Source organism: Paeniglutamicibacter selenitireducens (assembly GCF_051550675.1).
In the GTDB taxonomy this organism is placed as follows: domain Bacteria; phylum Actinomycetota; class Actinomycetes; order Actinomycetales; family Micrococcaceae; genus Paeniglutamicibacter.
On sequence record NZ_JBPULF010000003.1, the window covers coordinates 361,373 to 382,869 of the forward strand.

At 63.8% G+C, this 21,497-nt stretch carries 15 protein-coding genes; 12 read left to right on the forward strand and 3 right to left on the reverse strand.

Annotated elements, in window-relative coordinates:
• The first annotated feature begins 4 nt into the window (after positions 1–4).
• The 6 genes from ACSYDW_RS08405 (at position 5) to mutM (ending at position 6,991) form a co-directional block, all read left to right on the forward strand.
• Complete coding sequence (locus tag ACSYDW_RS08405; RefSeq protein ID WP_438338269.1) at positions 5–2,752, forward strand: stealth family protein; 2,748 nt, start codon at positions 5–7, stop codon at positions 2,750–2,752.
• Between the two features lie 71 nt (positions 2,753–2,823).
• Complete coding sequence (locus tag ACSYDW_RS08410) at positions 2,824–4,419, forward strand: stealth family protein (RefSeq protein WP_438338270.1); 1,596 nt, start codon at positions 2,824–2,826, stop codon at positions 4,417–4,419.
• Between the two features lie 177 nt (positions 4,420–4,596).
• Entirely contained in the window at positions 4,597–5,160 is a 564-nt protein-coding gene (locus ACSYDW_RS08415; protein ID WP_438338271.1) for a YceD family protein, read from the forward strand.
• Positions 5,161–5,162: 2 nt separating this feature from the next.
• On the forward strand, positions 5,163–5,366 hold the full coding sequence (gene rpmF / locus ACSYDW_RS08420) for a 50S ribosomal protein L32 (protein ID WP_438338272.1): 204 nt from the start codon (positions 5,163–5,165) through the stop codon (positions 5,364–5,366).
• Between the two features lie 9 nt (positions 5,367–5,375).
• On the forward strand, positions 5,376–6,071 hold the full coding sequence (gene rnc, locus ACSYDW_RS08425) for a ribonuclease III (protein WP_438338273.1): 696 nt from the start codon (positions 5,376–5,378) through the stop codon (positions 6,069–6,071).
• Positions 6,072–6,073: 2 nt separating this feature from the next.
• The gene (gene mutM / locus ACSYDW_RS08430) at positions 6,074–6,991 is read left to right on the forward strand and encodes a bifunctional DNA-formamidopyrimidine glycosylase/DNA-(apurinic or apyrimidinic site) lyase (RefSeq protein WP_438338274.1); all 918 of its coding nucleotides are present in this window, start codon (positions 6,074–6,076) and stop codon (positions 6,989–6,991) included.
• Positions 6,992–7,016: 25 nt separating this feature from the next.
• On the opposite strand, the gene ACSYDW_RS08435 is transcribed toward mutM, so the two are convergent.
• Positions 7,017–7,835, reverse strand: coding sequence for a serine hydrolase domain-containing protein (locus ACSYDW_RS08435; RefSeq protein ID WP_438338275.1), 819 nt, complete (start codon positions 7,833–7,835; stop codon positions 7,017–7,019).
• A 137-nt stretch (positions 7,836–7,972) separates the two neighbouring features.
• On the opposite strand from ACSYDW_RS08435, the gene smc reads away from it, so the two are divergent.
• Both smc and ACSYDW_RS08445 read left to right on the forward strand, forming a co-directional pair.
• The gene (smc, locus tag ACSYDW_RS08440) at positions 7,973–11,542 is read left to right on the forward strand and encodes a chromosome segregation protein SMC (protein WP_438338276.1); all 3,570 of its coding nucleotides are present in this window, start codon (positions 7,973–7,975) and stop codon (positions 11,540–11,542) included.
• 151 nt (positions 11,543–11,693) lie between these two features.
• Entirely contained in the window at positions 11,694–13,121 is a 1,428-nt protein-coding gene (locus ACSYDW_RS08445; RefSeq protein WP_438338277.1) for a glycosyltransferase family 2 protein, read from the forward strand.
• 24 nt (positions 13,122–13,145) lie between these two features.
• Here ACSYDW_RS08445 and ACSYDW_RS08450 read toward each other — a convergent pair whose 3' ends face one another.
• On the reverse strand, positions 13,146–14,420 hold the full coding sequence (locus ACSYDW_RS08450; RefSeq protein ID WP_438338278.1) for an MFS transporter: 1,275 nt from the start codon (positions 14,418–14,420) through the stop codon (positions 13,146–13,148).
• Positions 14,421–14,456: 36 nt separating this feature from the next.
• Here ACSYDW_RS08450 and ftsY point away from each other — a divergent pair, with 36 nt between their 5' ends.
• The 4 genes from ftsY to ACSYDW_RS08470 all read left to right on the forward strand — a co-directional run bounded on the left by ftsY (position 14,457) and on the right by ACSYDW_RS08470 (position 19,786).
• Positions 14,457–15,650, forward strand: coding sequence for a signal recognition particle-docking protein FtsY (gene ftsY, locus ACSYDW_RS08455; RefSeq protein WP_438338279.1), 1,194 nt, complete (start codon positions 14,457–14,459; stop codon positions 15,648–15,650).
• Positions 15,651–15,866: 216 nt separating this feature from the next.
• Positions 15,867–17,960: an acyltransferase family protein gene (locus ACSYDW_RS08460; RefSeq protein ID WP_438338280.1), complete on the forward strand. Its 2,094-nt coding sequence runs from the start codon at positions 15,867–15,869 to the stop codon at positions 17,958–17,960.
• A gap of 159 nt (positions 17,961–18,119) precedes the next feature.
• On the forward strand, positions 18,120–19,451 hold the full coding sequence (locus ACSYDW_RS08465) for an ammonium transporter (RefSeq protein WP_438338281.1): 1,332 nt from the start codon (positions 18,120–18,122) through the stop codon (positions 19,449–19,451).
• Positions 19,448–19,786, forward strand: coding sequence for a P-II family nitrogen regulator (locus ACSYDW_RS08470; RefSeq protein WP_438338282.1), 339 nt, complete (start codon positions 19,448–19,450; stop codon positions 19,784–19,786). The genes ACSYDW_RS08465 and ACSYDW_RS08470 overlap by 4 nt, the downstream gene beginning before the upstream one ends.
• A gap of 125 nt (positions 19,787–19,911) precedes the next feature.
• On the opposite strand, the gene ACSYDW_RS08475 is transcribed toward ACSYDW_RS08470, so the two are convergent.
• Entirely contained in the window at positions 19,912–21,117 is a 1,206-nt protein-coding gene (locus tag ACSYDW_RS08475; RefSeq protein WP_438338283.1) for a CDP-glycerol glycerophosphotransferase family protein, read from the reverse strand.
• Positions 21,118–21,497: the final 380 nt, after the last annotated feature.

Sequence of the window (21,497 nt, forward strand, 5' to 3'; positions counted from 1 at the left end):
ACAAATGAAAATCACCTTTTTTCTGACTACTATTGATAATGCGGCTGGCACAGAACGAGCTATTATCACGCAAGCCAATAGCCTTGTTGCATCAGGTGCCCAGGTCGACATACATAGCGTGTATCGAACGACAGGTGCTCCTGCATTCCCACTCGATGAAAGTGTTTCCATCCACTACTGGGTCGACGGCACTACGTTGACTGACGCGAGCGGTAGCTGCCTTGGAACCGATGTCGATGGCTATGGCCACAAGCCGTCGCGTCTCATTCCGCGCGAATGGGATGACCAGTTCAATCTGCTCACTGACGTTGTTGCTGGTCGGATAATTCCGAACATTGACTCTGACATCATTGTCACCACAACACCAGCGCTGAGTCTGCTGGCAGGTAGCCTTTCCAAGCCCAAGACCGTAGTTCTGGCACAGGAACACCGTGCGACCATGCGACGAGGTCAGGGCTTCACCCCACTGCGTTTGGCAGCCTCCCAAATCGATTGCATTGTCTCGCTCACGGACGCAAGCAATGATTGGCTCTTTGAAAAGCTTGCAGGTGCCGGCGTACGCCTCGAAACGATTCCTAACGTACTACCGGACCTTTTCCGGCCGCAAAGCACCACTGAAGAAAAGATGGTAATTGCGGCAGGCCGATTCGCCCCCGGAAAGCAATTCTCGCAGCTGATCGATGCATTCAGCCGAATCAGTTCTCAGCACCCGGACTGGCTCCTTCGAATCTACGGGCATGGACCTCTTGAAGATTCGCTGAAGAACCAAGCTGTCCGGCTTAACGTATCGCACGCCGTACAAATCGTGCCTCCCGTGAAGAACCTTGAGCTCGAATGGCCCAAAGGGAGCATTTTGGCATTGACATCACGTATGGAGGGCCTGCCGCTTGTCATCATGGAAGCGGCCGGTGCGGGTGTCCCAACGATTTCCTACGATTGTCAAACTGGCCCCGCCGAGCTTATTGATGATGGCAGGTCGGGCATCCTCGTGCCCCTTAACGATGTTGAATCCATGGCGTTGGCATTGAGCAAGCTGATGGGAGACGACAATCTGCGCTTCGCGATGGGGCAGGCGGCAAAAGAGTCAATCGGTGACTACGCGCCTTCGAAGATTGAGGCACAGTGGAGTCGTTTGTATTCCGAACTCTTGGACGACGCGAAGCGTCTACCCTCGCGTGCAGAGCGAAATGCCGAAAGGTTCGCTGCATCACTGGAAACAGCGGATGAACTTGCTGGGGATATGACTTTGGATCAGTTGCCAGATGGCAAGGCATCAAGCAAGAAGCCGGCGGCCCAGGTTGTATCGGCATTCGAACTTGAACATGAAAGAATTCTGCGAACGAACCGCTTGATCGTTGAAAATATCCTCCTGGGGACGAACGTCAAGTCGCGTGAAATTGAGGGTTACCACGGTTACCGTAAGGTTGTCGCGGTTGCCGCCCAGGATCGATATGCTGTTCTGGAGGAAATCGCGCGGTTGTCCGATCCAACAGTGGCCGTCGACTTCTTCAAGGGCCAGACTCGCATTAGCCCGCGGCTCTGGTGCCCTGCCGAAGAAGCGCCTCCCGCTGCGCTTGCCGATGCCGATGTAGTTCGAATCTTCGGGCGCCATAGCGATGCACACGGCTTGGTTGAGATTGGCGCGGATTCCGGGGTGGATCTTGAATTCTGGGGCCGCGACGAGGAAACAGGTACATATCTTGCTCCCCGTCACAACAGGACCGTAGATTCCCTGGAAAAAGTAGACTTCCTCTCGCCCGGACAGCCCGCGACGCCGGTTAGGAATGTCTGGTCGCGAACCAATTTTCCGATCGACGTTGTATACACGTGGGTAGACGGAAACGATACTGCTTGGATGAAAAGAAAGGCGTCGTTCATCCCTAACAGCAGCGACGCACATGACCAAGCAGTCAGCGCAGCTCGTTTTACCAACCGGGATGAGCTCCGCTACTCAATTCGCAGCTTGAGGCGGTACGCGCCTTGGGTTCGAAACATCTTCGTCGTGACTGACAATCAGACTCCGGAATGGCTGGACGAAGAGTCTGATGTCAGGGTTGTTTCGCACAGCGAGATCTTCCCAGATGAAACTTGTCTTCCAACCTTCAATAGTCATGCTATTGAAACGGCATTGCACAGGATTCCGGACCTTGCTGAGCATTTCCTCTACTGTAACGACGACACGGTCTTGCTACGACAGCAGGTTCCCGAAACGTACTTCACACCCAACGGCCTTGCCAAGTTCTTCCCGTCGCCAGTAAAGATCAATTACCTCTCCGGCGAAGCCGAGCCGCACATAGCCGCGGCTATCAACAACCGCGACATCATTCGCGGCAGGTTCGGCGTTGAGATTACGCAATCGATGCTTCATACGCCCCATCCGCATCGTAAGTCAGTCCTGGCACAAATCGAGCATGAACAGCGAGATGTCATTGAAGCTACCCGAAGCCATCGATTCCGGCATCCCGATGATGTTTCCTTGCTTTCGTCGTTGGGTCAGTACTATGGGTTCTGCCTCGAAAAGTATGTGCAAGGCTCAATTCGCTACACCTATGTTGGTTTGGGACGTCCGGGAACCGAGGAGCAACTGGCCGGTCTGGTGACCTCAGGACGTCTTGACGTGGCAACCTTTGGTGAATCGAACGTAGGTTATGAGAATCCTGATGAAACGGATCGCCTGCTCCGTTGCTTCTTCGAAAGCAAGTATCCCGTGCCATCGCGCGATGAACATACTGATTCTGTGCGGGACCAATAAGACGACAAACCCATAGTTCGTTGCAATGGGAGAATTGGTGCCCGCATGCGGAAAACCAGTAAGGAAAGTTCTTGAGCCTTCGAAATACAGCAGTCCAGATGAAAGAGCGTGTCGTTCGAGCGGCTACCTCGCACATGATCGCGAGTCGCCCGGGCGTTGCATCCAGCGGATTTGTCAGAGTGGGGACGCGTATCAGCCCAGTCTTGGCTCGTTCGAGCAATGTCCTGCGTCTACCCGATCTGCGCGAGGAGTCGGCCGCTGCGGTAACGGCAATCATGAACGAGACGGACGTCGACTTCTGGCCGATGCGCAGTGAGAGCAATGCGGCGACAACGTATGGTATCCAATCTCGTGATGCAGGGCGCCTAATAGCTGCGCTTGCACGCGAGGAGTCGCTTCAACATTGGTATGCCAGGCAGATCCTGCCCAATGGTCGTACGCAGGCGGCTGTTTATCGAGTCGGCGATGGCAAGATGAGCGCATCGTGGGCGGGCCTGGCCCTGTACGAAGTTGTCGCGCACGAGAAGCACCCTACTTTCGCATCGGATGCGCGCCAAGGTGTTCGGATCGAGTTTTGGGATGAAAATCCGTCGAAACTGGGCCTGATTTGCCGGGCCTGGAACCAACGTGCCACCGAGCTCCCCGATCCAAAGGCTGGTCGCGAGGCATTTGAGTCGGTCTTGCGAGAGGCCAATCGCCCTCTGGCCGACCAGGTTGATTTCCCCATCGACGCTGTCTATACATGGGTCGATGGAACCGACGAAGAGTGGCAACGGCTCAAGGCTGCTGCCCAGACGGAAAAATCGGGCGAGTCCCTCATTCAGGACGCCTTGGCCGCTGCACGCTTCGCCGACCATGACGAATTGCGCTACAGCCTTCGCTCCATCGAGCAATATGCGCCGTGGATCCGAAGGATCTGGATTGTCACCAACGGGCAGGTGCCTGCATGGTTGGACATGGACAATCCGCGGATCCAAGTTGTCTCGCACGAGGAGATCTGGCCGACGCCCGAGGGTTTGCCGAACTTCAACTCCCACGCCATCGAGGCTTGCCTGCACCGCATCGACGGTCTGGCGGAGCACTACCTCTACTTCAACGACGACATGATCTTGGGTCGCCCGGTCAGCCCTGGTCGGTTCTTCCACGGCAACGGTGTTAGCAAGTACTTCTACTCCCGCGCGTTGGTGGATTTTTGCGATATTGGCGACGGTGACAATGCCTCGACGATCGCGGCAAAGAATGCCCGAGTGGCGATGAGGGGCCAGGGTGGAGCCACCGTTTCCCGCAAGTTCTTCCACACGCCGTCGCCATTGCGGCGCAGCGTGACGGAGCGCTTGGAGGAAAAGTACCCGGAGCTGTTTGCTGTCACACGGAAGGCGCAGTTCCGCGAGCAAACCGATATTGCCGTGGCAGGATCGTTCTACTTCAACGTGGCTGGTGCCGCGGGGGCGGCGGTGCCGGCTCGCATCGGATACGACTACATCGATCCGGCCGTCGAAGACGGGCGCCGGAGGATGCGCCATGTCATCGCTACACATGACAAGGACACGATTTGCGTCAACGACGGGTCCACCGACGAATCGGACGAACAGCGGGTTGAAACAGACGCGTTCATCCGCGCCAGTCTTGAGGAGTTCCTTCCGGTGCCGTCGCGGTTTGAAAAGTAACCAGCGGCATGGCCGACGCGTTGGAGAGCTGTCTCACGTAAGGCCGAATCGTTTCGGTTTGGTCAGCTTGGGCCGCTCGGGATAAGATGTAATGTCCGTCTATGTTCTACAGGAGTCATCATCAGCGAAAAGCGTTCAGATCGTCCGTCGTCACACGACATCGATCGCAGTTCGCCCTTGGTTTTCTTGACCAAGGACCTCGGGCGCAGCCCGGGAAGCATGACGACCCTTGAAGAAGTGGTCGTTGCGCCCGCGGAAGTGGGCGTCGCACTTATCGGTGTTCGTGAAGGGTCGGAAATCGACCTGGATCTGAGATTCGAAGCCGTGCACGAGGGCATTCTGGTGTCCGGTACCGCAACCGTTGAAATCAGCGGGGAATGCGGCCGGTGCTTGGAAGCCATCGCGTATGACTTCGATGCCGACATACAAGAACTCTTCTACTACGAGGGCTCGATCGAGTTCGACGAAGATGAAGAGCTGGACCAGTACCAGGTTGTAGATGATCGTATTGATCTCGAACCAGTACTTAGGAATGCAGTGGTGACCGCACTGCCGTTCCAACCGGTGTGCCGGGAAGACTGTGCAGGGCTTTGCTCCGAATGTGGAAAAAGCCTGAATGAGGATCCTGGGCACCACCATGAGGTCTTGGATCCTCGTTGGGCAGCGCTTGCCGGGCTGTCCGACATCGTCGCAGAGGACGCGACACAGAGTACACATTCAGTCGAGAGAGAAGAGAAGTAGCCGTGGCTGTTCCTAAGAGGAAGATGTCCCGCTCAAACACTCGCGCCCGTCGCGCCCAGTGGAAGGCAACCGCGCCTACCCTGGTGAAGACCGTTGAGAACGGCCGTGTCTCCTACAGCCTGCCGCACCAGGCCAAGGTTGTAACGGATTCCGCAGGCACCGAGCTGTTCCTTGAATACAAGGGTCGCAAGGTCGCAGACGCGTAAGTCTGTCTGATGCCTTCAACAGAAGAGCTTTTGAAGCGTCTCGGGGTCACTATTGACCCCGAGACGCTTCGTCTTGCACTCACACATCGTTCATACGCCTACGAACACGGTGGGATCCCCACCAACGAACGGCTTGAATTCTTGGGTGACTCGGTGCTCGGCTTCGCCGTGACCGACCACCTCTACAACAACTATCCGGATCTGCCCGAAGGCGATCTGGCTAAACGTCGTTCCGCCGTGGTGAGTACCCGTGCACTTGCCGGCATTGCCCGGTCGCTCGGAGTCGGCGAATTCATCCTGCTTGGACAGGGCGAGAAACTCACGAATGGCAAGGACAAATCTTCGATCCTCGCCGACACCATGGAATCGCTGATCGGTGCCACGTTCCTCAACCACGGCATCGAAACCGCCCGCCAAATGGTCATGCGCCATATCGGGCCCTTGCTCCAGGACGTTGAAGTCCTTGGCGCAGGTACCGACTGGAAGACCGCCATCCAGGAAATCGCAGCCGCCCAGAAGCTTGGAGTGATCGAGTACAAGGTAACCGGATCCGGACCCGACCACGCGCGTTCCTACGTTGCCGTACTCCATATCGGAGGCAAGGCCTACGGCGAAGGCAAAGGCCCATCCAAGAAGGAGGCCGAGCAGGAATCGGCAGCCGTTTCCTGGAAGATGGTCCAGCCGGAAAACAGCAAGGCCAAATAGCCATGCCGGAACTGCCTGAAGTGGAGGTGGTTCGGCGTGGCTTGGCCGACTGGGTGGTCGGCCGGGGCGTTGAATCGGTGCAGGTCATTGACCAGCGCTCGGTCCGCCGGCACGGAGCGGGCCCTTCCGATTTCGAACGGAAATTGGCAGGATCAGCCATCACTGCTGCTGTACGTCGGGGGAAATTCCTGTGGATGATCCTCGATGGCCCCCAGCAGCAGACGGCCCTCGTTGGCCACCTCGGAATGAGCGGCCAGCTCCTGGTGGAGGAGCCCGACGAGCCCGACGAAAAACACTTGAAGGTTCGGCTCCGACTCAGCCCCGACGCGCTCAAGCCGAGGGAACTCCGTTTCATTGACCAAAGAATCTTTGGCGGCATGTTCCTTTCACCGATGGTACCGACGAACGATCGGTTGCCGGGCGGCGTCGGTTCAAGTCTTGAATACCTTCCTCAGGCCGCGGCACACATTGCCCGGGACGTCTTGGACCCCGCTTCGACCGCGGAAAATCTTTATGCGGCGTTGCGGGGGCGCAACACCCAACTCAAGCGGGCGATCCTTGACCAGGAAGTCATCTCCGGCGTTGGAAACATCTATGCGGACGAGGCGTTGTGGGCTGCCAAACTGCATGGCCTTCGTTCGACCGCCACGATCCGACGCCCAGACGTCCAACGACTTCACGCCGCTTTGTCGGACGTCATGGGCCGTGCTCTCGAGGCCGGGGGAACAAGCTTTGACTCGCTGTACGTCAACGTCAACGGCGCCTCGGGGTACTTTGACCGGTCCCTGAACGCCTACGGCAGGGAGGGCAAGCCCTGCCACCGTTGTGAAGAGGCAGGGCTTGGCACAGTGATTCGCCGGGACCCTTTCATGGGCAGATCCTCCTACAGCTGCCCCCGCTGCCAGCGCAAACCGCGCTGAGGGGCCCCGCGCGTTATTGCTGTGGCTAAAGGCTGCGAACCTCCGCAACCACTTGGTCGTTGAAAGGAGCCCAGGCCTCGACTGCCCACGGGCCGAAGGGCTTATCGGTAAGCGTTACGCACGCAGCACCCAACACCGGATCCACCCATAGGAACGTTCCGGCCTGACCGAAATGGCCGAACGTTTCGGGCGAGTTTTGGGAACCCGTCCAGTGGGGGGACTTCGCTGCACGGATTTCGATCCCCAGGCCCCATGCGTTGTCCTTCTGCCGGCCGTAGCCGGGAAGGATTCCTGCCAGACCCGGGAAGACCACGTGTGTGGCCTCGAAGTGGGTTTCCGGGGCCACCAAGGCGGGGTTCTGCAGTTCCGCGGCGAACTTCAGCAGATCCGCCACGGTGGATACTCCGTCGGCCGCGGCGCTGCCGACGACGCTTGTCGAGTCCATGCCGAGCGGTTGCAGGACAGCCTCCTCGAGGTACTCCGCGAAGGTCATGCCGGTTGCGGATTCCAGCGTGGCTGCCAGTTCGTCGAACCCGACATTCGAGTACAGGCGCCGGTTGCCCGGGGCAAAGCGAACTGTTTTTTCGGCGAAGTCGTATCCCGAGGTGTGAGCCAGGAGATGCTTGACGGTGGAACCCTCGGGGCCTGCGGGAGTGTCGAGTTCAAGTGCCCCTTCCTCGATGGCAACCAGCAAGGCGTAGGAGCTGAGCAGCTTGGTGACCGACGCCAGCGGGTAAACACGGGTCAGGTCGCCGTGTGAACCCACCACGGAGCCGTCCCGGGCTACCACTGCGGCAGCGGCGTGGGTCGAAGGCCAGGAATCGATTGCCTTGAGGCTTTGCATGGAAGTATTACTCCTTGGGTCACGCTAAGAATTGCCCGGTTGCGGGGTTTCCGCTGCCGGGGGATCCGGCACCAGTGGATACTATGGAAGCCAACCCCCTGACAACTTTAGCCACCTAGAACGTAGGACTGCCGCACGTGCATTTGAAAACACTCACAGTTCGTGGGTTCAAGTCGTTTGCCTCGGCAACCACCTTCGAGTTCGAACCGGGCGTCACGGCGGTCGTTGGCCCCAATGGTTCGGGCAAGTCCAACGTCGTTGATGCGCTTGCCTGGGTCATGGGGGAGCAGGGAGCGAAGACCCTGCGCGGCGGCAAGATGGAAGACGTGATCTTCGCCGGAACCTCGGGAAGGGCCCCGCTCGGACGCGCACACGTATCGCTAACCATTGACAACGCCGACGGCGCCCTGCCCATTGACTACGCCGAAGTCACGATCTCACGCACGCTCTTCCGTGCCGGCGGCTCCGAGTATGCGATCAACGGCAATCCGTGCCGGCTGCTCGACATCCAGGAACTCCTCTCCGACTCCGGGCTGGGCCGGGAAATGCATGTCATCGTCGGCCAGGGACAGCTCGACCGCATCCTGCACGCGACACCCGAGGACCGCCGCGGTTTCATCGAGGAGGCTGCGGGGGTCTTGAAGCACCGCCGCCGCAAGGAGAAAACCGTACGCAAGCTCGATGCCATGCAGGGAAACCTGAACCGGCTCGAGGACCTCACCACCGAGCTCCGCCGCCAACTCACCCCGTTGGGCAAGCAGGCCAAGGTGGCCCGCCGCGCACAGAGCGTCCAGTTCGAGGTCCGCGATGCCAAGGCCCGCCTCATGGCGGATGACTTGGTGACTTTGCTCGAGTCCCTTGCCAGGGAGCTCGCCGATGAAGCAAGCCTGCGTACCCGGCAGCAGGACACAAACCTCCGTTTGGAGCGCACGCGCGCCGAACTCACCGAACTTGAAGGCTCGGCGGCCCGTGCAACCCCCGAGCTCAACCGCGCCCGTGACCTCTGGTTCGGCCTGACATCAATGCGAGAGCGCTTCAGGTCCCTGGGCGCCGTCGCCGCCGAACGCTCCAGGCTACTTGGCTCCGAATCTGCTTCGTTCGACCCCGCCCGAGACCCCCAGCGGCTCGAAGCGCAGGCCGAGCGCCTGCGTGGCGAGCTCGAGGATCTCGAGGAAGACCTCGAACTTCGACGTGAGCAGCTCGAGGAAGCACTCGATGCAAGGAGCATTGCCGAGGACGCGGCCCACGCCGAACAGCAGCGCCTCACCCAACAGCTGCGTGCCGTTGCTGACCGACGGGAGGGACTCGCGCGCCTGGCCGGCCAGGTGGGTGCCTCGCGCAGCCGCGTCGAAGGCACCGAGGGGGAGCTGGGGCGTCTCAGGGAGTCGCTGGGGGGTTGGGCCGCCAAGCGCGAAGCCGGGGCCCTGGAGCTGGAGGAGCTCGAACAGCAGGCCGCAAAGGTCCGCGCTGGCGGGAAGGACCTGGATGCGGCGCACGAACAAGCCGCGGAACGCCGCGACTCGCTGGCCATGGGCGCGGAAGCACTCCGTGCCCGGGAACAGGAATTGGCCACAAAGGTCGGGGCGCTCCGTGGACGGCTGGGGGCCCTGAAGATGGGAGCCGTGCGAAAAGACGCCACGGAAGAGATCCTTGCGGGGGAGAAGCCAGGTCTGTTGGGACGGGTTTCCCGGTTCCTAGAGGTGGATGCCGGGTTCGAGGTCGCCGTCGCGGCCGCGTTGGGACCTGCCGCGGAGGCCCTGGCCGTCCACGAGCGCGGCCACGCCATGGAGATCCTGGCGGGTTTGCGCGAATCCGACGGGGGACGGGTGCACCTGGTGACCGCAGGTCTCAAAGGCCCCGCCGCCGGCACGACGGCCCCGCCGCTCGGCCGGCACGCCGCCGATGTCGTTTCCGCCCCCGATGAGCTGGCCGGCACGGTCCGGCACCTGCTGGCCCATTCGGTGATCGTCGAGAACCTCGCAGAGGCCCACGAGTTGCTGCAGGCGGATCCCGGATTGCGTGCCGTGACCCGGGACGGCGACATCCTGACGATCGGCACCGCCAGTGGCGGAACAACTGCTGCGCCCACGCTGATCGAACAGAACGCGGCCATCGCCGAAACCGAGGCGGAGCTCGTGGCCACGGAGGCGGCGCTCAAGGACCTGGAACTGGAAAGTGCCGGGCTGGGAAGCCGACTTTCCGAGGCAGAAGAGGCCGCACGACAGGCGCTTGCCCAGCTGCAGGACTCTGGCTCCAGGATCGCCGAGGTGACCCAACGCATGGCCCAGGTGGGGTCGCTGCTCAAGCAGGGGCAGGACGAACGCGAGCGCCTGGAACGGCAGGTCGCCACGGCCGCAGACAAGCTCGAGATCGAGCAGGACAAACTCGAGGAACTCAACGAACGGCTCGCCCAGGCCGGAGAGGCCACCGAGGACGAGGGCCCGGAGGATGGCCGGCGTGAAGAGCTTGCGGCAGCCGCCTCCCGCAGCCGGCAGATGGAACTTGACGCACGCCTGGCGTTGCGTGGGGCCGAGGAACGCGCCAACTCGCTGAGGGGCCGCGTGGAATCCCTGCAGAGGGCCGCCGAAACCGAGCGGAAGGTGCGCATCGAGGTCCAGCGCAGGGCCGAGGCCCGCAAGCTGCAATCGGCGACTGCACGGGAGGTCGGCGACAAGGTCCGGAGTGCCCTTTCGTTCCTTGACGTCTCGGTGGAACTGGCGGACCGCGAACGCGAACAACTGCAGGCCCGCCGGGAGGAACTCGAGGCACGCCTGGGTGCGGCGCGCACGGGGGCGGACGCCGTGGCGCGGGAGCTGGCCGAACTCACGAACTCGGTGCACCGCGATGAACTGGCCCGTGCCGAGCAGCAGCTGCGCATCGAATCCCTGGAGAACCGCTGCATCGAGGAACTGGGCATGACCAGTGAGCACCTTGTCGAAAACTTCGGTCCCCACCTACCGGTCCCGCGATTCGCGGAAACCGGGGACAAGTGGGCGGCGCTGCACCAGGAAGTCGACGCGGAAGGTCGATCCGTCCCGGAAGGCGATCCCTTCGACAGGGTCGTACAGGAAAAGCGGCTGAAGCAGGCTGAACGAGACCTTGCGGCCCTGGGCCGGGTCAACCCGCTGGCGCTCGAGGAATTCGCAGCCCTGGAGGACCGCCACAAGTTCCTCACCACGCAGCTGGAGGACCTGAAGAAGAGCCGCAAGGACCTTCAGGACATCATCCGGGACGTCGATGCGCGCGTCGAGCGCGTGTTCACCGAGGCCTACGCGGATACGGCTGCGCAGTTCGAGCGGGTATTCGGGCGGCTCTTCCCTGGAGGGGAGGGACGGCTGGTACTCACTGACCCGGAGAACATGCTTGCCACAGGCATCGAGATCGAGGCCAAGCCCGCAGGGAAGAAGATCAAGCGACTCTCCCTGCTTTCCGGCGGCGAACGCTCGCTCACTGCCGTGGCGTTGCTGGTCTCGATCTTCAAGGCCCGGCCGTCCCCGTTCTACGTCATGGACGAGGTCGAAGCCGCGCTCGATGACACCAACCTGGGTCGGTTGATCACCATCTTCGAGGAGCTGCGCGAGTCCAGCCAGTTGATCGTCATCACCCACCAGAAACGCACCATGCAGGTGGCGGACGCCCTCTACGGCGTCACCATGCAGGGTGACGGGGTTTCCAAGGTGATCAGCCAGCGGATCGACCGGGAGTGACCGCCAAGGTCGCTTCCGCGAGGTGGAAACGCCCAGTGGCTTCGGATGATTCTCTCAGATTGGTGGATTAGCCTAGGTGTTTGATCTACGTTTGCGCGGGCTTCATCGCCCGCGCATCTTGAATGGGGGATGCCTGGTGGCTTTGCGAAGAATGATCTCACGTGGCAAGCGGGCCGTAGTCCGGTTGGTCGGATCCGGAGCGCCGAATCGCCCCGACATCCGCGCCACGGTGATCATCCCGGTCTACAACACCGAGACCTATCTCCGGGAGTTGCTCGAAAGCCTCGTGGCCCAGGACCTTCCGGCCGAGGAATTCGAGGTCATTGCAGTCAATGACGGATCCACGGACAACAGCGGTGCGATCCTTGATGAATTTGCCCACAACCACGCAAATTTCCGAGTCGTGCACCAGGAAAACAGCGGGTGGGCGGGCAAGCCCCGGAACGTGGCCCTCGACCTGGCCCAGGGAAAATACGTGTTCTTTGCCGACAGCGACGACGTGTTGGCGCCGTCGGCTCTGCGCAGAATGCTGCAGTTCGCGTCGGACCACGAGCTTGACGTGGTCTTCCCCAAGGTTGTGGGGCTGGGGGGACGCTGGGTTTCAAAGGGCATGTACGCCAAGGCCAACCCGGCACTGTCGCCGCTGCAGGCCATCAACACGTTGACGCCCCAGAAATTGATCTTGCGCGACCTGATCGAATCCAACCGGCTTCGCTTCGAGGAGGAGCCGGTCCGTTTGGAGGACGGGATGTTCATGGTTGCCTGCTACCTGCTGGCAAACGGGATAGGCATCGCGTCGGGTCGGGAGCACTACAGCTTGAGGGCCCGGGCTGACGGTTCAAACATCAGCAGCCGGCCCCTGGACCCCGAGGGCTACACCTCGTCGATAGCAAAGATCGCCGCGATAGTGCGTGCGCACGCACGGGACCCGAAATTGGCCGACGGCATGATTCTCACCCTGTGGTCGAACAAGGGGCTGAAGATCTATGCCCCGGCGCGGTACCGGCGCTACTCGGAGACGGTCCAGGACCGATGGCTCGAGGAGCACTCCCGGTTCGTCAACGAGTTCGTCACGGAAGAATCCTCCGGGAACCTCGACGGCATACGCCACCGCAAGACAGAGTGCATCCGCCGGCTGGACAAGGAGGCGCTCTTCGGCATCATCGAGCTGGAAGAGGAGCTGGCGAAGGGAATCTCCATCGACGGGGCCCGCTACGAGGACGGGGAACTGCACCTGTCGGGAACTGTGCATTCACCCGACATCGATTCCGTCCGGATCGCCGCCGGTTACCGCGGCAAGGAACCGGGTGCCTTGGCTGAAGCGACATTCGCCGCCTTGGACGGAACCTTCTCCGGAACGCTTCCGGGGATACCCGACGACGACGCAATCATCGACTTCGTGGCCACACCCGTGGCGAGGGACATCACGGGCCGCGCCAAGCGGACCCCGAGCGCAGCCAGGACCGCCTTTTCAACCAACGGCAACCTCATGCCCTACACCACCAAGCACGGCAACTTCAGCCTCCAGACGGTCAAGCCCGAGCCCGCAAACGGCACGGCGGACCCGAGCGGGGACTGAACCGCCGCTGCAGGCGGCCCGGTCCTACCTCTTCGGAGCCGGGGTGCCCGCGGGAAGTCCGCGGTTTTCCTTGACCGGAAGCCACGCCAGCACGCCGACGAGCCCCAGGGCCCCGCTGATGGTGAAGGCCCAGCCGTAGCCCGAATGGTCGGCAACCACGCCGGCGATGATCGGGCCGATGATCGACCCGAAATCCGTGGCCATCTGGAAGGTCGCCAGCACCTTTCCGCCGTTGCGGCCCTGGCCCACCACGTCGGCGATGGCCGCCTGCTGGGCCGGGCCCATGAAGCCGGTGCCCATGCCGGCGGTGATCGACAGGGCGATGAACAGCGGGATGTTGTCGACCCACCCGATGGAGGCTGTGGACAGGGAGGCGACGGTCAGCCCGATCAGGATCGGAAGCCGACGCCCGTGGGCGTCGGTGAACCTGCCGGCGACAAGCAGCGCCGCCCCGTTGCCCACGGCAAAGATCGCCAGCGCCAGGCCGGCAATGAGCGTTCCCTGCGAGGCGAAGGCCGCGACGGCGAACAGCGGGATCAGGGACATGCGGACCCCGAAGGCCATCCAGCCGTTGGTGAATCCGGAGACGAGCGCCGCCTTGAACGTTGCAGCGCCCCAGGCCTCGGACAGCGGGATGCGGTCCACCGCCGGTGCCTTGGCGCCCGCGGCATCGGCCTTGGCGGTGCGCGAATGCGAGAGGGAGAAGTAGACGATCGCGGCGGCCGCGACCAGGGACCCGCCGTAGATGAAGAACGGGATCCTGAAGCCCAGTCCCGCCATCAGGGAACCCATCACGGGGCCAGCGACGTTGCCCAGGAGGAACGCCCCCGAATAGAGGCCGGCGATCCGGCCGCGGATCTCCCGGGGCGACAGCCTGGCGATCAGCGCCATCGCGGAGACCGTGAACATCGTCGAGCCCAGGCCGCCCATGCCGCGGAAGAGCAGCAGCTGCGTGTAGTCCTGGGCGAAGCCGCAGAGGATGGTGGAGACGGCGACGATCAACACGCCCGTGACGTACACGGCCGGCTCGCCGAGGCGGTCCGTCAGCTTGCCGCTGACCGGGGCGAAGACCAGCCGTGTGAAGGCGAAGATGCTCACGATCACGCTTGCTGCCGCCGCGCCCACATCGAAGCTCGTGGCAAACTGCGGCAGGATGGGGGCGATCAGGCCGAACCCCAGTGCAATGACGAAGGCTGCCGCGACAAGTACGCGGATTTCACGGGGGACTGGCGGGCGCTGTGCGGGGGACGTGGGGTCGGTCGATTCCGCCGGGCCGGGCGTCGGGGCATTCGTAGTCATAGGTGCCACCAGTTTAGTGTGTGAGAAGCTTGGACGGTGTCTGAACAACTAACTTTGATCATTGTCCTAGTCGCAGTGGTCGCCATCATCGGTATTGGTGCCGCGTTCTTCCTGGTGCGAGGCCGCAAGGCGCCCCGGGGAACGTATGCCGGCCCGCGTGATGCGAACGACCCCGCGCCCACCGCCGTCGCGACCGAACCCGCGGCCGAAGCCCCCGCCCCGGCGCCCACCGAGGCCGTCGAAAGCCCGGCTGCCCCCGTTGAGGAGACGGCCGCAGAGGCCGCGATCGCTCCGACCGAGGTCCCGGAGCCGGTCCAGGGCCGCCTGGCACGCCTGCGTGCCCGCCTGTCGAAATCCAACAACGCCCTGGGCAAGGGCCTGCTGGCCCTGTTGAGCCAGGACAAGATCGACGACGACGTCTGGGACGAAATCGAGGAGACCCTGCTCCTGGCCGACCTGGGCACGGAGCCGACGCTCGAGCTTGTCGATGCCCTGCGCGAGCGCGTGAAGATCGAGGGAAGCCGCGACCCGCAGCGCGTGCACGACATGCTGCGCGAGGAACTGATCAAGCTGGTGGATCCGTCCATGGACCGCAGCTTCATCCCGGTGCGCCACGCGGACCGCCCCAACGTGATAATGGTCGTGGGCGTCAACGGCGTGGGCAAGACCACCACCATCGGCAAGATGGCGCGCGTCCTGGTCGCCGAGGACAAGGACGTGCTCCTGGGCGCCGCCGACACCTTCCGCGCCGCGGCCGCCGAGCAGCTGGCCACCTGGGGAAACCGCGTGGGCGTGCCGACGGTGAAGTCGGACGTCGACGGCGCCGACCCGGCATCCGTCGCCTTCGAGGCCGTGACCGCGGGCATCGACCAGGAGGTCGACATCGTGATGATCGACACCGCCGGCCGCCTGCAGAACAAGGTCGGGCTGATGGACGAGCTGGGCAAGATCAAGCGCGTCATCGAGAAGAAGGCCACCGTGGACGAGGTGCTGCTGGTCCTGGACGCGACAACGGGCCAGAACGGCCTGAACCAGGCGAAGGTCTTCTCCGAGGTGGTGAACGTCTCCGGCATCGTGCTGACCAAGCTGGACGGCACCGCCAAGGGCGGCATCGTCGTGGCGATCCAGCGCCAGCTCGGCGTCCCGGTGAAGCTTGTGGGCCTGGGCGAGGGCCCGGACGACCTGGCGCCGTTCGACGCCGAGGCGTTCGTGGACGCGCTGCTCGACTAGCCTCCGCACACCGGAACCGGTGCGGGCATCCCCTTCCCACGGGCGGGGGTGCCCGCACTTTTCCATGTAGACGGCTGCGCGCGCCCATGCCCGGGTGCCCGGCGCGTGGTCCACTCGCGGGTGCGGTATCGGCGCTACCATGGTGGGGATCCCGAACGCACGTCGACGGAGCAACGACCAGGCCGCCGCCGGCCCCGTAGGAGGAAGCAGCGCACCATGAAACACTCGGCCAGGCGAAGCCTGCGCGACGACGTCCAGGGGCTGCGCGCCGTCGCCGTGGTGCTGGTGGTCATCTACCACCTGTGGCCAGGTGCACTGCCCGGGGGGTTCGTCGGCGTCGATGCCTTCTTCGTCATCTCCGGGTTCCTGATGACGGCCCACCTGGTGCGCAACCCGCCGCGCGCGGCCCGGGACGTGTGGCGGTTCTGGATGCGCCGGGTCAAGCGGCTGCTGCCCGCGGCCTTCACGGTGCTTGCCGTGACGGTGCTCGGGATCCGGCTGCTGGCCCCGGACACCGTGTGGCGCGACTGGGGCGGCCAGGCGGTGGCGTCGGCCTTCTACGTGGAGAACTGGTCGCTTGCGGCATCGAGCGTCGACTACCTGGCCGAGGGCAACACCCCCTCGGCGCTCCAGCACTTCTGGTCGCTCTCCGTCGAGGAACAGTTCTACCTGCTGTGGCCCCTGGTGATCGGCGCGCTGGCCCTTGCTGCGTCGGCGCTGGGCGCCCGGCGCCTGCAGGTGCTCAGGTACGGGGTCGGTGCCCTGGCGCTGCTCTCGTTCGCCCACTGCATCCAGCTCACCGCCGGCGAGCCGGGCATCGCCTACTTCTCGACCTTCACCCGGGCCTGGGAATTTGCCGCCGGCGGCATCGTGGCACTGCTGCCCGCCGCCTCGGCGCGCTTCAGGGCCTCGCCGACGGCCTCGGCGGCGGGGTGGGCCGGGGTCGCTGCCCTGCTGGTCTCCGCCGTGGCCTTCGACGGCGCCACGCCGTTCCCGGGCGTCGCCGCGGCCCTGCCGGTGCTTGGCACCGCGGTGGTGCTGTGGGTGCACGCGGAGGCGGGGTCCTCGACGGGGCGGGCGTTTTCCTGGGGTCCCGTGCAGTTCCTGGGGGACCACTCCTACTCGATCTACCTGTGGCACTGGCCGCTGATCGTGCTGCTTCCCTTCGCCCTCGGCCCCCTGGCCTGGCCCCAGAAGCTCGGGATCATCGCCGCGACGCTCGTCCTGGCCGTGCTGACCAGGGCCCTCGTCGAGGTCAATTTCCGCATCAGCCTGGACCGCGCGCGGATCCTGACCGGCGGCAGGTTCCTGCTCGCCGGCTCGCTGGCGATCGGGCTGGTCGGCGGTGCCCTGGTGGGCGCCGCGGCGCAGCGCGAGCAGACCCCGGCGCAGACGGCCGGCCAGGTGGCCCAGGCCCTGGACGAGGTCGGCGTGGAGTGCTTCGGGGCCGCCTCCATGGTGAACGACTGCGCCGAGGCGGACACCGGCCCGCTGGTCCCCTCGCCCGCGGCGGCCAAGAAGGACAGGTCCGACGCGTACGCCGACAAGTGCTGGTCCCAGGGTGAGTTCGCGGACCGGCCGGTGTGCACCTACGGCAACGGCGCGACGAAGGTCGCGCTGGTCGGAAACTCCCATGCGGGCCAGTGGCTGCCGGCGCTGCAGCAGATTGCGCAGGAGCGGGACTGGACGATCTCCACGTTCCTGGCCACGCGTTGCGCCCCCACGGATGCCGAACTGGACTTCGATTCCGCGGCCAGCACCGCGGGCTGCCACGACTTCGGGCAGTGGGTGCTTGAACAGACGGCGCACGGGCAGTTCGACGTGGTCATCGCCGCGGCCCGGCAGTCGCTTCCGGTCCGCGGGGAGACCCTGGCGACCACGCGGGAGCAGGCGCTGGCCGGGTACAAGACGTACCTCTCGAAGTGGATGGCCGGCGGCACCCCGATCGTGGTGATCCGCGACAGCCCGTTCCCCGGCAACACCGTTCCCAACGTCCCGGACTGCATTGCCGCGGGCAAGGAACCCTACGCCGGCTGTTCGGGGACCCCCGGTACCTGGACCGCCATCGACCCGCTCGCCGATGCCGTCCGAAGTGCCGCCGGCGGCACGGCCGAGGTCGTGGACATGTCCGGGTTCTTCTGCCGGGAGGGTGTCTGCCCCGCGGTCATCGGCTCGGTGATCGCGTACATCGACGGCTCCCACCTGACCGCCACCTATGTGCGTTCGATGTCCCCGTACCTCGCCGGGAAACTGGATGCGGCTCTGCCCGGCCACGCGAAGCCGGCGATCGCCGGGGGAGCCGGGAACTGAGCCTGTAACATCCCCGCAACAGGTCGGACACCAGTCCTTTACGGTGGCGCCGCTTCCGTAACCGCGGCGAAACAGGGGGCTGGAAAAGCCGAAACACCCGAGGTGAATCCTTGAACCAAGGCGAGAGGGTCTCGCCATCGATCTCGGGAGGCGTTGGACATGGAGCTAACCACCACTCAGGTGTGGATGATGGTTTGCGCGGCACTCGTGTTGCTCATGACACCTGCACTGGCATTCTTCTACGGCGGGATGACCCGCGCCAAAAGCGTCCTGAACATGATGATGATGAGTTTCTCCGCCGTGGCACTTGTCGCCGTGGTCTGGGTCCTCTGGGGCAATTCGATGGCCGGCGGCGGGGCGGACATCGCCGGGCTGCTCGGCAACCCCGCAGACGGCTTCGGCATGGAATCGCTGATCGGCACCGACGGGCTCATCGCGGCGGGATACGGCGCAACCTTCGCCATCATCACCGTGGCACTGATTTCCGGTGCCATCGCCGACCGCGCCAAGTTCAGTGCCTGGCTGGTCTTCGTCCCCGTCTGGGTGACGCTCGTGTACGCACCCATCGCCTTCTGGGTGTGGGGCGGCGGCATCCTGGGCGCCGAGGGAGCGATCGGCTCGGTGGTCGGAGAGGCCATCGACTTCGCCGGCGGCACCGTGGTCCACATCAACGCCGGTGTCGCGGGCCTTGTCCTGGCGCTGATCCTGGGCAAGCGCCGAGGTTTCGGCAAGGACCCGAGCCAGCGCCCGCACAACATCCCGCTGGTCATGCTGGGTGCCGCGCTGCTCTGGTTCGGCTGGTTCGGTTTCAACGGGGGAGCGGCAGGCACGGCGGAGGAAGCCGGCCTGATCTGGGTCAACACCCTGGCAGCCCCGGCCGCCGCACTGCTCGGCTGGATCCTCGTTGAACGCATCCGCGACGGCCACAGCACCTCGCTGGGTGCCGCCTCGGGCATCGTCGCCGGCCTGGTGGCCATCACCCCGGCCTGCGCCAACGTCTCGCCTGTCGCAGCCATCGGCCTCGGCCTTGTCGCAGGCGTCGTCTCGGCCCTGGCCGTGGGGCTGAAGTACCGCTGGGGCTACGACGACTCCCTGGATGTTGTCGGTGTGCACCTGGTCTCCGGCGTTATCGGTACCGTGGCACTCGGCTTCATCGCCCTTCCGGTGGACGGCGCCGGCGGGGGACTGTTCTACGGCGGCGGCTTCGGCCAGCTCTGGGCCCAGCTCGTGGCCTGCATGGTGGTCATGGCCTTCACCGCGATCATGACCACCGTCATCGGCCTGGCGATCCACAAGACCATGGGCTTCCGGGTGACCGAGGAGCAGGAAGTCGCCGGCATCGACCTCATGCAGCACGCCGAAACCGGCTACGAATTCGGGGGCCTGGGGACCGGCGGGACCTTCGTCCCGCACCCGGCCACCTCGTCCCACCTCAAGACCAGCGCCGCAGCCAAGCAGGCGGCACCAGCCAAGGAGAAGATCAACGCATGAAACTCGTGACGGCGATCATCCGCCCGGAAAAGACCGACCAGATCCGCTCCGCCCTGGAAACCTACGGGGTGCAGGGGATGACCATCAGCCAGGCCAGCGGCTACGGCCGGCAGCGTGGACACACCCAGGTCTACCGCGGCGCCGACCACACCGTGGACCTGCTGCCCAAGGTCCGCCTGGAGGTGCTTGTGGAGGACACCCTGTGCGACGACATCCTCGATGTCCTGGTCTCCACGGCGAACACCGGAAACGCGGGGGACGGGAAGATCTGGGTCAGCCACGTCGAGGAGGTCATCCGCGTCCGCACCGGTGAGCGCGGCATGGCGGCCGTCTGACACCGGCAAAGGCCAAGGCACGGAAACGGCACAGGCCGCGTTGCACCAGCAGGAAGGCTGGAGCAACGCGGCCTGTGCCTGTGCTCTTTGTGCGCCGGCGGCAGTGTTGCCGGCGCCGGTGTTGCCTAGCCGCGGCCCTTCGCGGCCAGCTTGCTCCGGCGATCCGCGATCAGGTCGCTGATCACTGAAATGAACGCGGTCGTCGACTGGCCCTTTTCGAATTCGTCGAAGTAGAAGGAGCGCATCTCGCGGCGCTCTTCAAGGTGCTCCGCGCCGTCGAAGTGGTTCGAGAGGGCCGGAAGCAGCTCGCCCGCGGTGGACTTCGAGATGACGGGGCAGCAGCGGCTGACGGGCACTTCGCGGTGCAGCAGGCCCATCTTGTCCCTGCGGTCCGTGAGGATCAGCGGGCACTCCGGGTGCAGGTAGAGGAAGTCCAGGCCGACGCTCGAGACATCGGTGACAAGCGCATCGACGCCCTCGAACAAATCGAGGATGTTGCTCGAGTCGTCGACGATGTGCTTTACGCCGGCGACCTGGTTGGAGCCGAGGATCTCAACGACCCGTGCATGGGCCGCGGCCATGTCCTTGTTGGTCGTCGTGGAAATGCGGGGGTGCGGCTTGTAGATGACCCGGGTGTTCGGCAGGGAAACAAGCGTGGAAACGATCTGCTCGCCGAACATGTCCAGGGAGGTGTAGTTGTTCGCGTCGTTCTCGCCCTCCCAAGTGGGGGCATACATCACGGTTCGCCCGGCGAAGGCGGCAAGCGGTGAGGTGAAGGAACTGTCCAGCTGCGGCCGGCCAACCTTCACCAGGCTGTCCAGGTTGAAGTCGATCAGCGCGGCCTTGTGGCGCTCGATGGCGGCCGGCCCCGCGACGAAGGTCTTGTCGTAGCCCTTGGCCTGGTTGGAGACCATCGAGAGCTTGTCGCTCTCCCCGTGGTTGACGTGCACGTGGACCAGGTCCGGTGCGCTCAGCGACTGGAAGTTGGCCACGCCGTTGTTCACGTAAAGGCAGACCTTGAAATCGTTGAACTTGTAGAAGTTGACGAGGTCGTCGTACTTGCGCAGGAAGATCTTGGGCAGGGTGGTCAGTGAACGGAACTGGCGCATGGCCGGCACCTTGCGGAAGACCAGGACAACGGGGTGGACCTTGTTGAGGTTCTCGAGGGCCGGGAGCCACTGCTCCAGCTGGTAGGAGCGGTTTGGCACGTCGCTGAAGTAGACGACGACTTCCCCCGCCACGGGGATGCGGTCCATCTCGTGGTTGGCAACCGGGGCGGGGCCAATGCCCAGGGACCTGCGTACCTTTACTCCGGTTGGCGACGAAATCATCGTCGACAAGCGTTGGCCTAGCCAGTCTTTCACTCGAGACACCTGTCTGTGTTGGTAGTTATCACCATTGAAGCCGGTAGGGCCTCGCCGGGACCGGGGCCGGCGATGTGTGCCGCCTGGACCAGTCCCGAAATACGCCGTGGGGTGCTCTTTGGTGCTGCTTCGGTATTGACGCAAACCAAGCGGCGAAACGGTATGTGAGTTGAAACTACACGATTTCCGGATGCCCCGCCGCGAGGGGTTGGACATGAGGAAGATCACCGCATTTGCCGCTTGGCGCTATCACTATACCAGTTGGGGCTTGGCACAAACTGTGCCCCGCAACACCGCGAAAACCGTGCGTCCACCGGGCGCCAGACAGGTACCCGCATCCATGCCGG